Genomic DNA, 15,115 nt, shown 5'->3' on the forward strand with positions numbered 1-15,115 from the left:
ATGTCGTACGATTGCGTCCAGGAACACCAAGACGGGCTGGCGACGGCGGAGATGTCCGCCACGCCGGCCCGTGTCGGTCCCAACGCCGTCATTCAGCTTGCCATCGTGCTGCAGCTCCGCCTCGGCGAGGCGCGGGCTAGGGCCGTCTTTGCGCGCGCCGGCTTTGCGCCGATGCTGGACGACCTGCCGGACGAGATGGTCGACGAGCGCATTCCGGCCGCGCTTTTCTCCGCGCTCTTTGCCGAACTGGATGGCGAAACCGCCGCCTCGGTCGCCGAGGAGGCGGGCCTTGCCACCGCCGACTACATCATGGCCAACCGCATCCCCGGTTTCGCCCGCACCCTCCTCAAGCTTCTTCCGGGCCCGCTCGCAGCGCCGCTGCTGACGAAGGCGATTGCGCAGCATTCCTGGACCTTTGCCGGCTCCGGCGCGTTCAGCGCCACGCCCGGCTCTCCCATCGTGGTGGAGATCGCCGACAACCCGCTCGCAATGCCCGGCTGTGCCTGGCACCGGGCGGTGTTCGAGCGGCTCTACCGCAATCTCGTTTCACGGCGCACCACCGTCACGCACACCTCCTGCTGCCATGACGGGGCGCCGGCCTGCCGTTTCACCATCGACATATCCGGCGGGGGCCCTTCCCGGGCGTCCGCCTCCTGATCCGCCAATCCCTCGAGAGGATGGATTGATGCTTGAAATAGAAAAATACCATCCGAAGAGCCGTCTCGGCCGCTGGGTCCAGTCACGCCTGCCCGTGATCAGCCTGGTGAAAGAGCAGTTCATCGACTTTCCGACGCCGAAGAACCTGAACTACTGGTGGACCTTCGGCATGATCCTGACGGTGATGCTGGTGGTCCAGCTCCTCACCGGCATCGTGCTGGCCATGCACTACACGCCGCATGAGAAGATGGCGTTCGATTCCATCGAGCACATCATGCGCGACGTGAATTTCGGCTGGCTGATCCGCTACATGCACGCCAACGGCGCGTCGTTCTTCTTCCTCGCCGTCTATGTGCACATCTTCCGCGGTCTCTATTACGGCTCCTACCGGGCGCCGCGCGAGGTGCTGTGGATCCTCGGCGTCCTGATCTACCTCGTGATGATGACGACGGGCTTCACCGGCTACGTGCTGCCCTGGGGCCAGATGAGCTTCTGGGCCGCCACCGTCATCACCAGCATGTTCTCGGCCGTGCCGGAATTCGGCGAGCCGATCGTGCAGTGGCTGTGGGGCGGCTTCTCGGTCGGCAACCCGACCCTGCAGCGGTTCTATTCGCTGCACTACCTGTTGCCCTTCATCATCGCCGCGATCGTGCTCCTGCACGTCTGGGCGCTGCACTATGTCGGCTCCAACAACCCGGCCGGCATCGAGCCCAAGACCAAGCAGGACACCGTGCCCTTCACGCCCCATGTGACGATGAAGGACCTCTACGCCGCGGTCGTGTTCCTGGTGCTGTTCTCCTGGTTCCTGTTCTTCCAGCCGAACTATCTCGGCCACCCGGACAACTACATCCCGGCCGATCCGCTGGTCACCCCGCAGCACATCGTGCCGGAATGGTACTACCTGCCGTTCTACGCCATGCTTCGGGCCGTGCCTGACAAGCTCGGCGGCGTCCTCGTCATGTTCGCCTCGATCATCGTCCTCTTCTTCGTGCCCTGGCTCGACCCGTGCAAGGCGAAGTCGACGCGCTACCGGCCGATCTACCGGTTCTTCTTCTGGGTGCTGGTCGCCGACTGCATCTTCCTCGGCTGGCTCGGCTCCAAGCCGGCGGAAGGCGCCTATGTCGCCCTGGCCCAGTACGGCACCGCCTACTACTTCATCCACTTCATCATCCTGTTGCCGATCCTCGGCCTGATCGAGCGGCCGAAGAACCTGCCGCCGACGATCTCGGCCGCCGTCCTTGAGGACATCGCCGACCGCGAGAAGAAGGACGAAGCGCGCAAGAAGAAGAAGGAAGCCCAGGCGGCCAAGAAGAAGGCCGACGCGGCGAAGAAGAAGGCCGCCGAGGAGGAAGCCGCCAGGAAGAAGGCGGCGGACGAGGCCGCCAAGAAGGAGGCCGCCGCCAAACCGGCCGAAGCCGCGAAACCGGCTGATCCGGCAAAGCCAACTGACGCCGCCAAGCCCGCGGAGGCCGAAAAGCCGACGGACGCGGCGAAACCTGGCGATGCCAAACCGGGCGATGCCGAAAAACCCACGCCGAAGAAGGAGGGCTGAACGATGTCACAGACCATCACCACGGCATCCGTGTCCCGCCGCCTGCTGGGTTTTTCCGCCACCGTTCTGGCCGCTGCCGTCCTCGCCGTCGGCATCGCCGGCTCGTCTCCGACGAGGGCCTCCGAGGTCGCCTCGCCGTCCGACAACTGGTGGACCTTCAAGGGCCCCTGGGGCTACTACGACGACGCCCAGCTGAAGCGCGGCTTCAAGGTGTTCCGGGAGGTCTGCTCGGCCTGCCACAGCATGAAGTACATCGCCTTCCGCAACTTCGCCGATCCGGGCGGCCTCGGCTTCACCGAGGACGAGGTCAAGGCGCTCGCCGAGGAATACACCGTCAAGGACGGCCCGAACGAGGAAGGCGAGATGTTCGAGCGGCCCGGCAAGCCGTCTGACCGCTGGCCGTCGCCCTTTGCCAATGACGAAGCGGCGAAATTCGCCAATAACGGCGCGCTGCCGCCGGACTTCTCGCTGCTCGCCAAGGCGCGCGGCCCGGAGCGCGGCTTTCCGTGGTTCCTCATCGACATGGTCACCACGCACCAGGAATCCGGTCCGGACTACATCTACGCCCTGATGACGGGCTACGAGGAGACGCCGGAATGCGGCGCCGACTTCGAGGGCTACTACAACACCGCATTTGCGGTCGGCGGCGTGCCGGAGGGCTGCAAGGAGAACGGCGTCTCGACCATCCACGGCACCTATATCGCCATGGCACCGCCGCTGTTCGAAGACCTCGTCGAATATGACGACGGCACCCCGCAGACGATCGACCAGTACGCCCGCGACGTCGCCGCCTTCATGATGTGGGCCGCGGAGCCGAAGCTGGAGGAGCGCAAGCGCATCGGCATCGCCGTCGTGCTCTACCTGATCCTGCTCTCCGGCCTGCTCTTCCTGGTCAAGAAGCACATCTGGCGCAACGTCGAGCACTGATCGGCGACCGCCCGCTCAAGAACGGAAAAGCCCGCCCTCGCCGGCGGGCTTTTTCTTTGGCGCGGCAATGCCGGGCGCGCGCTTTCAGCCACCAGGAGGCGCGCCAGAGCCCGGGAGAGGCCGATCGAGGGGCGTCCGGCCCTTCTCCCCTCCCCATGGGAAACGGCGTGGCCAGGCGTCCCGCAGTGCTGTGGCCGCAAAAGGATTGCGGCGGGACGGGATGGGAGTGTGAGGCGCGGCGCCGAGCTTCAGGGCATCTGGCGGGGAGACAGCCAGGGAAACGGGGTCGCTCCGCGTCCGAACCCCGGTCGCGCGTCATGACCGGCTCGGCCCGGTCGTCCAATCCGCCCTTCGGAGCAGTTGGCCAAAGCCCCATGGATTGCCATGTCACAGATGGCAACGACGCCGGATGGTGGACACCGGAACGCGCAAGCCATCAACCGGCATGGCAATGAGGTCGACCCGCAAGCCGACCCGGCGCGCTGTCGGCAAGAAACGGCCCGCCGGGGCTCATTGCGCCCGGCAGCACCTTTCCTGTCCGAAGAGATTGAGACCCTAGTTCGGGAAGCCGACGGCGACCGCGATCGAGACCGCGAGGAGGAGCTGGAAGCTGCCGGTGCGGCCGAGATAGGCATTCAGCTTCGGGCTGACCGGTTCCTTGCGAAACCCGATGGAGAACCAGACGGCAACGACCATCGGCACCGCAATCGCCAGCCAGCCGACCCAGTCGTGGGGCTGCAGGAACAGCGCGGCGCCGACGACGGAGAGCACCATCATCGCGCCGTAGAGCAGATGCGTGCCCTTCCTGCCGACGACGATGGCCAGCGTCCTGCGACCGGCCTTTGCGTCGGAGATGCGGTCGCGGTGGTTGTTGACCAGGAGCACGGCCGCGGCCGGCAGGCCGACGATGGCGCCGAGGCCGATCGCGGAGGCCGAGACCAGGCCGGTGTGCAGGTAATAGGTGCCGGCAACGGCGACGATGCCGAAGAACACGAGCACGAAGAGCTCGCCGTGCGGGGAAAAGGAGATCGGCCGTGGCCCGGCCGAATAGGCGAGCCCGCAGGCGATCGAGACGACGCCAATGACGACGATCGGCCAGCCGCCGATGGCGACCAGGACGAGGCCGCAGGCGATCGCCGTGCCGAAGGCGGCATAGGCCCAGAGCCTCAGCGTCTTCGGCGAGGCGAGGCCGAGGGCGGTCATGCGGGGCGGGCCGAGGCGGCCGCTGCCGTCCTGGCCGCGCATGCCGTCCTTGACGTCGTTCCACAGATTGGTGCCGATCTGGATCGCGGACGAGGCAATGATGGCGCAGATGACGACGGCGGAGCTGACGGTGGCGTGGGTCGCCCAGGCCCAGTAGCTGCCGGCCATCACCGGGACGACCGACAGGACCAGGGTCTGCGGGCGGATCGCCATCAGCAGGATGTTGAGGAGTGAACTGCCGAAGCTGCGCGCCCGGGCGGCATCGTAAGGATCGGTGAAGCCGTGCTCGTCGATTGTCATCGGCTGTTCCATTTCGGCCCCTTCATCCCAGTGTCGTCGCCGCGCGGCGTGCGGCCGGTCGGGCCCAGCCGGAAGCCGGTCCATGACGCAAGAATGGAGCGCCTTTTGGACCCTCGTGAACGATTTGCGCCCGAAGCGCAACCGTCGCTACGGTCATGGTTGGAGGTCCGCACCGCGCTTGTCAAGTTTACTTGACACTTATAGCCAAACCACTTCGCACTATGTCCAGTTATTTTGACGCAGCAACCGGCCGCGGGGAGGAAACAACCGGTCGCCGTGTCGTTCCGCCGCGCCTTTCCTACGCACAGCCGTCCTTGCCGGATCACCTCGCGGGGCAAGGCGCCCGGCCGCCTGCCGGCGATCCTCACCGGCAAAAGGTTGCCAAACCGTGGCCGTCGCAGCTTTTCCTGCCGTTGCACTGGCGTTCCTTTCGCCGACGGGCCGGGGTAGCAAAAGCGGCAAGGAGGATGCAATTGCCGGATCGCCGCAGCATCGCACCACGGATATGCGGTCTTTCGGTCGGGATTGCTTGAAAGAGGCAGGACGATCGTCACCCGGCGAGACAGGCCTCGGCCCGCTCGACCGCGTCGATACCTGCGCAGGCGGTGAAGTCGGCGCCGATTTCCCGGGCGAGTTCCGGGTCGATGCAGAAGGCGGCACCACCGACGAGGACCTTGAGGCCGGGATTGCTGGAGTTCTTGCGCAGCGCCCTGATGTCGTCGGCGAGGTCCATCGCCTTGCAGCGCGAGCCGGCGGTGAGCCCGACCACCGAATAGGCGCGTTCGCGAACGGCCCGGTTGAGGTCGTCGCCGGATTCCAGGTCCGTTCCGCCATAGACCTGCCAGCCGCCGAGGCGGAAGAATTCGGCGACCATCATCAGGCCGAAGGCGTGCTGTTCGCCGCGGGCGCGGGCCAGCAGGATGCGCCGGTCCGGATCCGGCAGCGCCGGATTGATGGCATCGCAGCGGGCGACCTTGAGGATCAGCGTCTGCAGCCTTGCCAGCGCCATCGAGACGTCGACGAAGTCGATGTCGTCGTCGAGCCACATCGGGCCGAGGCGCTGGGCCGCGGGCGCGAGCAGCTCAAGATAGATGGATTGCAGGCTGACGCCGGTATGGAAGACGTGGTGGACGAAATCGCAGCAGGCGTCCGCCCTGCCGGCCATCAGGAGGCGGATCAGCACCTCGATGTCGTCCTCGCCGATGGCCATTTCGGCATCGCCCGCGTCGCTGCGGCCGGCCGCCTTGCCGGCCGTGATCAGCCGGGGCAGGATCTGGCGCTCGACGATCTCCTCAAGGACATCGGTCATTCCCTCTCCGGCGCGGGCGCACTCGATGGCATTGCGCCACACCGCCCTTTGAACCGCATCGCGGGTCATGTCCGTGTCAGCAAATTCCCCTGCAGACATATGCGCCTCCCAAATGCGCAGCATTGTCGGGCGGGAACACCTGGTTTTTTATATTATTCTATTTACATCTAAAGGCGGACGGACCCTGAGTGTCAATATTGGTAGACATACCGTCCGGCTTTTTGCCCCGCTCTGTCCATCACGGTATACAGTGCCTGGTACAGAGTCGATATCCGCAAGTCTGTCATATTAGCGCAGGGGGAAATACGGACCCTCGCGCTCACCACCAGGGCGAGCGCCCGTCCAGGACGTTTTTTCGGCCCCCGAAATCGGGGCGCTCGCGCCCCGTAGATCGGGCATCAGGCGAGCGACAGAACCTTGCGTCCCCCCTCCTCCGCGGCTTCGCCGAGGCCGAGCGCCGCGACCGCCTTTTCAACGATATGCCGGGCATTGAGGCCGGCCGCGTCGTACATCGCCGAAACGGAATCGTGGGCGACGAATTCGTCGGGCAGCGTCATGGTGCGGATCTTGAGGCCCTGGTCGAGCAGGCCCTCGCCGGCGAGGTAATGCAGGACCAGCGCGCCGAAGCCGCCGGTCGCACCCTCCTCGATGGTGATCAGGACCTCGTGCTCGCGCACCAGCTCTTCGATAAGGGCTGTGTCCAGCGGCTTGGCGAAGCGGGCGTCGGCGACGGTGGTCGACAGGCCGAGGGCATCGAGTTCGTCGGCCGCCTTCAGGCATTCGCCGAGGCGGGCGCCGAGCGACAGGATCGCCACCTGGCGACCGCGCCGGACGATGCGGCCCTTGCCGATCTCCAGCGGCTCGCCGCGGGCGGGAAGCTCGACACCGAGCCCCTCGCCGCGCGGATAGCGGAAGGCGATCGGGCCGTCATCATATTTCGCCGCGGTCGCCACCATGTGCATCAGCTCCGCCTCGTCGGCGGCGGCCATGACCACGAAGCCCGGCAGGTTGGCGAGATAACCGATGTCGAAGGCGCCGGCATGGGTCGGCCCGTCGGCACCGACGAGGCCGGCGCGGTCGAGCGCAAAGCGCACCGGCAGGCCCTGGATGGCGACGTCGTGGACGACCTGGTCGTAGCCGCGCTGCAGGAAGGTGGAGTAGATGGTGCAGAAGGGCTTGAGCCCCCCGGCCGCCAGACCGGCCGAGAAGGTGACGGCGTGCTGCTCGGCGATGCCGACGTCGAAGCAGCGGTTCGGGAACCGCTCCATCATCCTGTCGAGGCCGGTGCCGGCCGGCATCGCCGCCGTGACGGCGACGACGCGCGGGTCTTCTTCCGCCTCCTGCACGATCGAATTGGCGAACACCTTGGTGTAGCTGACCTTGCCGGTCTTGGACTTGGCCTGCTCGCCGGTGACGATGTCGAAGCGCGAGACGCCATGGCACTTGTCGTGGGCGGTCTCGGCCGGCTTGTAGCCCTTGCCCTTGATGGTCTGGACGTGGATCAGCACCGGGCCGGTCTCGCTGGCGCGCACGTTGCGCAGCACCTTCATCAGCAGCGGCACATCGTGGCCGTCGACCGGGCCGACATAGGAAAAGCCGAGCTGCTCGAACAGCGTTCCGCCGATGACCATGCCCTTCAAAAGGTCCTTGGCGCGGTCGGCGCCCTCGCGGAACGGCGTCGGGAAGAGCGAGGCGATCTCCTTGGCCCGGGCCTTGGCGTCCTGCAGCGGGCGCTGGGCGCAGATGCGCGTCAGATGGTTCGACAGCGCGCCGACGGGCGGCGAGATCGACATGTCGTTGTCGTTGAGGATGACGATCAGGCGCTTGCCCGAGTCGCCGCAATTGTTCATGGCCTCATAGGCCATGCCGCCGGACATGGCGCCGTCGCCAATGACGCAGACGATGTCGCCCGGATCACCGCCGAGGTCGCGGGCATAGGCAAAGCCGAGGCCAGCGGAAATCGCGGTCGTGGAATGGCCGGCGCCAAACGGATCGTAGGGGCTTTCGGAGCGCTTGGTGAAGCCGGAGAGACCGCCGCCCTGGCGCAGCGTGTGCATGCGGTCGCGGCGGCCGGTCAGAATCTTGTGCGGATAGCACTGGTGGCCGACGTCGAAGATCAGCTTGTCGCGCGGGGTATCGAAGGTGGCGTGGATCGCCACCGTCAGCTCCACGACGCCGAGGCTCGATCCCAGATGCCCGCCGGTCTTGGAGACCGTGCGCACCATGTCGTAGCGCACTTCCTTGGCGAGCTGGGTCAGATCGTCCACGCTCATTCGGCGGAGGTCTGCGGGCGAGGACACGGTGTCGAGAAGGGGGGTGGCGAGATGTTCCGGCGACTGGGTGTTCATTGACGTGTCGGGCCTCCGGGTTCTTCGTCCGGCTTGCCGGGGGCGCGCGGCCCCGCCGTCGGGCGAACCTTAGAATGGCAATCGGCGCTGCCAAGGCCGCGGGCGTCTGCGGCCTGGCGGCGCCGCCTCGCGGACCATACTTCTCCTTTGAACCCGCTTTGTAAATAGAAATTGACATAGAAGTGTCAATTTTCATTTACATATCGTCGCACCGGGGTATTCTACGGCCCGCCATGGACCCGATGCGTCGGCGGGCGCCAACCTTCCGACGCTGCGGCTTTCGGCCAACCGTTGGAGAAAAATGCCAGCCACGGAACGGATCGCCCGGCCTGACGCCTACGCCGTTTTACGGCTTGCATTTCCTGCCCTGTCGACGTCAGGTTCCTCCCGAACCTGAGCGAATAACAAAGTTGTAGGAACATGACGCGTCCATTTCCCTTTGCCGCCATCGTCGGTCAGGAAGAGATGAAGAATGCGCTGCTCATGGCCGCCGTGGAACCGGCGCTGGGCGGCGTTCTGGTGCTCGGAGACAGGGGCACGGCAAAATCGACCGCGGTGCGCGCCCTCGCCGCGCTGCTGCCGGCGATCGAGACCCGCGGCGACTGCCCCTACAACTGCCCGCCGGACAATCCGGTGGAGATCTGTCCCGTGTGCTCCACGGCAAAGCCGCCGAAGAAAGTGAAGAAGCCGACGCCCGTGATCGACCTGCCGCTGGGGGCCACCGACGACCGGGTGGTCGGCGCGCTGGACCTGGAAAAGGCGCTGATCAACGGCGAAAAGGCGTTCGAGCCGGGGCTGCTGGCCAAGGCCCATCGCGGCTTCCTCTATATCGACGAGGTCAATCTGCTCGAAGACTACCTGGTCGACCTCCTCCTCGATGTCGCCGCTTCCGGGCTCAACATCGTCGAACGCGAGGGTCTCAGCGTCCGCCATCCGGCCCGCTTCATCCTGATCGGCAGCGGCAACCCGGAAGAGGGCGAGCTGCGCCCGCAGCTCCTCGACCGGTTCGGCCTGTCCGTGGAAGTGACCTCGCCGAAGGACATCAAGGAGCGGATCGAGGTGATCCGCCGGCGCGACGCCTACGACCACGACCCGGACGCCTTCATGGAAAAATGGAAGGCGAAGGATGCGCGCATCCGCTCCAAGATCAGCAAGGCCAAGAAGGTGCTGCCGGAGGTCGAGACCCCGGACGAGGTGCTGGAGATCGCGGCGACGCTCTGCCTCGGCCTCGGCGTCGACGGCCTTCGCGGCGAACTCACGCTGATCCGTGCCGGGCGCGCCCGCGCCGCCCTTGCCGGCCGTAAGAAGACGACGCCGGAAGACGTCCGCGCCATCGCCACCACGGCGCTGCGCCATCGCCTCAGGCGCGACCCGCTCGACGAGGCGGGGTCGACCGTGCGCGTGGAGCGGATCGTCCGGGAGGTGTTCGACGGAGAAGCCGCCAATGCCTGAGCCGTCCGGCGAGGTGCCCGGCATCTGGGAGGATGCGCTGCTTGCAGCACGGGTGCTGGCCGTTGCCGGTCCCGAACTCGGCGGCATCCATTTGCGCGCCCGCGCCGGCCCCGTCCGCGATGCCTGGCTTTCCTACTATCGCAGCCTGTTGCCCGACGACGCCCCGTTCAAGCGGGTGACCCCGTCGCTGCCGGAGGGCGCGCTGATCGGCGGGCTCGACGTCGCCGCCACCCTTGAGCACGGCAAGCCGATCGTGGAGCGCGGCCTCTTTGCCCGCGCCGACGGCGGCACTGTCGTCATCGCCATGGCCGAGCGGGCCGGGCCGTCGGTCGTTGCGATTGCCGGCGGCGTGCTCGATTCCGGCGTCATCCGCATCGAGCGCAACGGCATTTCCGCCGTCCAGCCGGCCTCCGTCACCGTCGTCGCCCTCGACGAGGGCATCGACACGGAAGAAGGCGTCGCCCCTGCCCTCACCGACCGCATGGCCCTTGCCATCGACCTCACCCCGGTAAGCTGGCGCGAGGCGGACCGGACCGAGGCGCCGACGGGCCCGCTGCCGAGCCTTGAGGCGATCGCGGCCGTCACCGTCTCCGACGACATCCTCGGCGCGCTCTGCGCCGTCGCCCTGCAGTCCGGCCGGTTCTCCATGCGCCCTGCCATCTTTCTGGAGCGGGTAGCGCGCATCGTCGCCGCGCTCGACGGCGCCAGCGCAGTTGAGACCAAGCACGCCGGCGCCGCCGTCCGTCTCGTCCTGCCGACCGTGATGGCCGCCGCCGAACCAGAAGAACAGGAAGAGGCGCCGCCCGACCCGCCCGAAAACGAAGAGCAGGAAGAGGAACAGCAGGAGCCGGAGGAAGGCGTCCTCAACATGGAGGCGCTGCAGGATCTGCTTGTCGCCGTCGAAAAGGCCGACCTTCCCGCCTCCCTCGACATCAACCGCCAGGCCCCAAAGACGATGGCGGCGCGCAACTCCGATGCCGGCAAGGCCGGTGCCGTGCTGAAGAACGCCAAGCGCGGCCGGCCGATCGGCGTCAGCGCCAAGCCGCCCTTCCCCGGCGCCCGCGTCAACGTGCTGGCGACGCTCCGGAGCGCGGCGCTGTGGCAGGAGATCCGCCGGCGCGAGCGGGCGAAGGCCGGCCGCGACAAGCCGGGCCGCTTCGACATCCACAAGTCGGACTTCCGCTTTACCCGTTTCAAGCACGAGACCGAATCGACCGCGATCCTCGTCGTCGATGCCTCCGGGTCGACGGCCATCGACCGGCTCGGCGAGGCCAAGGGCGCGGCCGAGCTCCTGCTCGCCGAATGCTATGTGCGCCGCGACAACGTCTCGCTGATCGCCTTTCGCGGCCGCGAGGCGGAGCTGCTGCTGCCGCCGACGCGCTCGCTGGTCCGGGCCAAGCGCTCGCTTGCCGCCGTGCCGGGCGGCGGCGGCACGCCGCTGGCCTCGGGCATGATGAATGCGCTGGAACTGGCGCTTTCGGTGCGCCGGAAGGGCCAGAGCCCGCTGATCGTGCTCCTCACCGACGGCAGCGCCAATATCGCGCTCGACGGCCATGCCGGGCGGGCGGACGCGGAACAGGACGCCAGGATGGTCGCCGCCCACTATGCGGCCTTGAGCGTTCCGACCGTCGTCATCGACATTGCCCGCCGGCCGCGCGACAAGACCTCGGCGCTGGCCCGCGCCATGACCGCCGACTACCACGCCCTGCCGCATGCCAATGCCCATGCGGTGTCCTCCGTCGTTTCCGGTTATATGCAACGGGGATAGGCGCCATGTCCCTCTTCAAGGATCGCCGCCTCTCCTGGGAATCGGCCGGGGCCGACTGGCCGAACCGGGAGGCGAGCCGGTTCGTGGAGGCCGGCGGCATCTGCTGGCACGTCCAGGAGATGGGTCCGCAGGACGTGCCCGCCCTCCTGCTCCTCCACGGCACCGGCGCCTCGACCCATTCCTTCCGCGACCTGATGCCGCTGCTCGCCAGGGAATACCGGGTGATCGCGCCGGACCTGCCCGGCCAGGGCTTTTCCGAGACGCCCGGCCGCGAGGGCCTGACGCTCTGGGGCATGGGCACGCTGATCGCCAATCTGCTTGATGCGCTGGGGACCAAGCCGGCCGTTGTCGCCGGCCATTCGGCGGGCGGCGCGATCGCCATCCAGATGGCGATTGCCGGCCAGATCGAACCGGAGCGGCTCGTCGCCATGAACGCCGCGCTGGAGCCCTTCCCCGGCTCGTCGTTCTTCTCGCCGATGGCGAAGATCCTGTTCATGAACCCCTTCGTGCCGCGGCTCTTTTCGTTCCGCGCGCGGCTCAGCGACATCGCCGGGTTCGTGGAAAGCTCGACCAATTCGCAGATCGATGACGTCGGCAAGCGCTGCTACGAGAAGCTGTTGCAGACCCCCGACCATGTTGGCGGGGCGCTCGGCATGATGGCGAACTGGGACCTCGGATCCCTGCAGACGCGGCTCCGGCACCTCAAGGTGCCGCTCGTCCTCGTCATCGCCCGCAACGACGCCACCGTCTCGCCGGAGGTCTCGGAACGGGCCGCCAGGAAGGCGCCCGACGCGACGCTGATAGCCTTTGAGACCGGCGGCCACCTCCTCCACGAGGTCAATCCGGAAGCCATCGCGGAGATCATCGCCGGCCGGCAGATCGACGCCTGAGACCGGCTGCCGCAGGCCGGCCGAGAGCCGGTTCGTCGGGCGACTGACTGGCCTCCCTCTGCAAAAACCCGGAATCCCTTTTCGCCGCGACGTTTGTGCCTTTCTTGCGAGGCGTTTTAGCCTTGCGCGTTTGTGTCAACCGGAGTTAACTGTCAACTTATGATGACACACGCGGTTCTCCCCTCCGATTTGACGGATGCTCCGGCACGCCGACCCCATGCGGTGGTCATCGGCGCCGGTTTCGGCGGCCTTGCGGCGGCGATCAGGCTCGGTGCCCGCGGCTATCGGGTCACTGTCTTCGACCGGCTCGACGGGCCGGGCGGGCGCGGCTCGGTGTGGCGCCAGGACGGCTTCACCTTCGACATGGGCCCGACCATCGTCACCGCGCCGTTCCTGTTCGAGGAGCTGTGGGAGCTCTGCGGGCGCAAGCTCAGCGACGACATCGAGCTGAAGGCGCTGGAGCCCTTCTACACGGTGCGCTTCGACGACGGCGACACCTTCTCGGCCTATTCCGATCCGGAAAAGATGCGCCAGGAAGTGGCGCGCTTCAATCCGGACGACGTCGCCGGCTACGACCGCTACATGGAGGAGGCGCAGGCCTGCTTCGAGACCGGGTTCGAGGGCATGGTCGACAAGCCCTTCTGCCGGCTCTTCAACATGGTCGAGGCGCTGCCGGACCTCATCCGCCGGCGCGCCGACCGCTCGGTCTACGGGCTTTGCGCGAAATATGTGAAGGACGAGCGGCTGCGCGTGGCGCTCTCCTTCCATCCGCTGTTCATCGGCGGCAGCCCGTTCCGGGTCAGCGCCGTCTTCAGCCTGATTTCCTATCTCGAGCGCCATTGGGGGGTGCACTACGCCATGGGTGGGACGGGTGCCCTGGCGAAGGGCATGGCCGATCTCATCGAGGGCCAGGGCAACGTCGTGCGCTACGGCACCGACGTTGCCGAGATCCTCGTCACCGACGGCAAGGCGAGCGGCGTCAAGCTCGGCGACGGCGAGATCGTTGCCGCCGACGTGGTCGTCTCCAACGCCGATGCCGCCTGGACCTACTCCAAGCTCGTGCCGGCGAACCACCGCACGCGGTGGACCGACGCCAAGCTCGACCGCATGGCGTATTCGATGAGCCTCTTCATCTGGTATTTCGGCACCGACCGCAAATATGACGGCGTCGACCACCACACCATCCTGATGGGTCCGCGCTATCGGGGCCTGATCAAGGACATCTTCAAGAACAAGGTGCTGGCCGACGATTTCAGCCTCTATCTGCACCGGCCGTCGGCGAGCGACCCGAGCGTCGCGCCGGACGGCTGCGACGCCTTTTACGTGCTGTCGCCGGTGCCGAACCTTGAGGCGGACATCGACTGGACGACGACGGCGGAGGCGTTCCGCAAGCGCATCGCCGCCAAGCTGGAAGAGACGGTCCTGCCGGACCTTTCCAAGCACATCGTGACGTCCAAGATGGTGACGCCGCTCGATTTCCGCGACCGGCTGCTGTCGGTCCGGGGTGCTGCCTTCGGCATGGAGCCGACGCTCTTCCAGATCGCCTGGTTCCGGCCGCACAACATCTCCGAAGAGCTGGAAAACCTCTACATCGTCGGCGCAGGCACCCATCCGGGCGCCGGACTGCCCGGCGTCCTCGCCTCAGCCCGCATTCTCGACAGGGTGGTACCTGATGCCGTCGCCTGACTTTTCCGCCGGTCTCGGCGCTGCCGACCGGGCGGCGTGCAATGCCATCATCCGCGATGGCTCCAAATCCTTCTATGCCGCCTCGCTGCTGTTGCCGCCGAAACCGCGCAACGCGGCGCGCGCGCTCTATGCCTTCTGCCGGTTCTCCGACGACCTGATCGACCAGAACGACGGCGGGCGGGCCGAAAGGCTCGCGGAGCGGCTCGACCGCATCTATGCGGGAAATCCAGTCGACCACATCGCTGACCGGGCCTTCGCCTCGGTGGTGGAGGAATTCGACATCCCGCGCACCATCCCGGACGCCCTAATCGAGGGCTTCGCCTGGGACGAGGCCGGGCGCGACTACGGCACGATCGACGACGTCATGGCCTATTCGGCCCGGGTCGCCAGCACCGTCGGCGTGATGATGACCATCATCATGGGCAACCGCCGCCATGCGGTGCTGTCGCGGGCGGCCGATCTCGGCCTTGCCATGCAGCTCACCAACATCGCCCGCGATGTGGGCGAGGACGCCCGCATGGGCCGGATCTACCTGCCGCGGGACTGGCTGCTGGAAGAAGCGGTCGACCCGGACGAGCTTTTGGCCCGCCCCCAGCACACGCCGGGCATCGGCCGGGTGACCGCACGGCTGCTCGCCACGGCAGAGGACTACTACCGGAAATCGGAGGCGGGCATCGGCGCGCTGCCGATCGGCTGCCGGCCGGCGATCCGCTCCGCGGCGCTGATCTACAGCGCCATCGGCTCGGAGATCGCCAATAACGGCTTCGACAGCACCAGCCGGCGCGCGTTCGTCTGCAGCCGGCGCAAGGTGTCGCTGATGGCAAACGCCGTCCTCACCCTTTCACTGTCCTCGCCAGCCAGCGCCGGGGCGACCCATCCGGAGGCGCGGTTCCTGGTCGATGCCAGCGCCCTGCCCGATCCGGCCCCGAAGGTCGCCGGTCCCGTCCGGTTCCTGGAGCTCCTGGAGATCTCCGAACGGCGCAAGTGGGAATGGCAGGTGACAGGCCGCGCGGAGGCTTGAGC

General features: G+C 67.1%; 10 protein-coding genes and 1 pseudogene. 8 read left to right on the plus strand and 3 right to left on the minus strand.

What is annotated here, in order from left to right; all coding sequences use genetic code 11:
• From bchJ to M2319_RS10395, 3 genes and pseudogenes are all read left to right on the plus strand, one after another.
• Complete coding sequence (gene bchJ / locus M2319_RS10385; protein WP_264601389.1) at positions 1–657, plus strand: bacteriochlorophyll 4-vinyl reductase; 657 nt, start codon at positions 1–3, stop codon at positions 655–657.
• A 25-nt stretch (positions 658–682) separates the two neighbouring features.
• Positions 683–1,960, plus strand: a pseudogene (locus M2319_RS10390) (cytochrome b); the annotation flags it as partial.
• 252 nt (positions 1,961–2,212) lie between these two features.
• Positions 2,213–3,136 carry a cytochrome c1 gene (locus M2319_RS10395; protein WP_264601390.1) on the plus strand — a complete coding sequence of 308 codons (924 nt, stop codon included), beginning with the start codon at positions 2,213–2,215 and terminating at the stop codon, positions 3,134–3,136.
• Positions 3,137–3,691: 555 nt separating this feature from the next.
• On the opposite strand, the gene menA is transcribed toward M2319_RS10395, so the two are convergent.
• The 3 genes from menA to dxs all read right to left on the minus strand — a co-directional run bounded on the left by menA (position 3,692) and on the right by dxs (position 8,221).
• Positions 3,692–4,639, minus strand: a complete 948-nt coding sequence (menA, locus tag M2319_RS10400; RefSeq protein ID WP_264601391.1) for a 1,4-dihydroxy-2-naphthoate octaprenyltransferase — start codon at positions 4,637–4,639, stop codon at positions 3,692–3,694.
• Positions 4,640–5,189: 550 nt separating this feature from the next.
• The gene (locus M2319_RS10405) at positions 5,190–5,948 is read right to left on the minus strand and encodes a cobalamin B12-binding domain-containing protein (RefSeq protein WP_264601392.1); all 759 of its coding nucleotides are present in this window, start codon (positions 5,946–5,948) and stop codon (positions 5,190–5,192) included.
• Between the two features lie 398 nt (positions 5,949–6,346).
• A complete protein-coding gene (gene dxs / locus M2319_RS10410; RefSeq protein ID WP_406682091.1) occupies positions 6,347–8,221 on the minus strand; it encodes a 1-deoxy-D-xylulose-5-phosphate synthase in 1,875 nt (624 codons plus the stop codon).
• Between the two features lie 495 nt (positions 8,222–8,716).
• On the opposite strand from dxs, the gene bchI reads away from it, so the two are divergent.
• The 5 genes from bchI (at position 8,717) to M2319_RS10435 (ending at position 15,113) form a co-directional block, all read left to right on the plus strand.
• The gene (gene bchI, locus M2319_RS10415) at positions 8,717–9,748 is read left to right on the plus strand and encodes a magnesium chelatase ATPase subunit I (RefSeq protein WP_264601394.1); all 1,032 of its coding nucleotides are present in this window, start codon (positions 8,717–8,719) and stop codon (positions 9,746–9,748) included.
• A complete protein-coding gene (locus M2319_RS10420) occupies positions 9,741–11,516 on the plus strand; it encodes a magnesium chelatase subunit D (protein WP_264601395.1) in 1,776 nt (591 codons plus the stop codon). Before bchI ends, M2319_RS10420 begins: the two co-directional genes overlap by 8 nt.
• Positions 11,517–11,521: 5 nt before the next feature.
• Positions 11,522–12,406 (plus strand): alpha/beta fold hydrolase BchO, encoded by an 885-nt coding sequence (bchO, locus tag M2319_RS10425; RefSeq protein WP_264601396.1) that lies wholly within the window; start codon positions 11,522–11,524, stop codon positions 12,404–12,406.
• Positions 12,407–12,565: 159 nt separating this feature from the next.
• A complete protein-coding gene (locus tag M2319_RS10430) occupies positions 12,566–14,092 on the plus strand; it encodes a phytoene desaturase (protein ID WP_264601397.1) in 1,527 nt (508 codons plus the stop codon).
• On the plus strand, positions 14,079–15,113 hold the full coding sequence (locus tag M2319_RS10435; protein ID WP_264601398.1) for a phytoene/squalene synthase family protein: 1,035 nt from the start codon (positions 14,079–14,081) through the stop codon (positions 15,111–15,113). The genes M2319_RS10430 and M2319_RS10435 overlap by 14 nt, the downstream gene beginning before the upstream one ends.
• Positions 15,114–15,115: the final 2 nt, after the last annotated feature.

The sequence above is a fragment of the Rhodobium gokarnense genome, from assembly GCF_025961475.1.
Taxonomy (GTDB): Bacteria; Pseudomonadota; Alphaproteobacteria; order Rhizobiales; family Rhodobiaceae; genus Rhodobium; species Rhodobium gokarnense.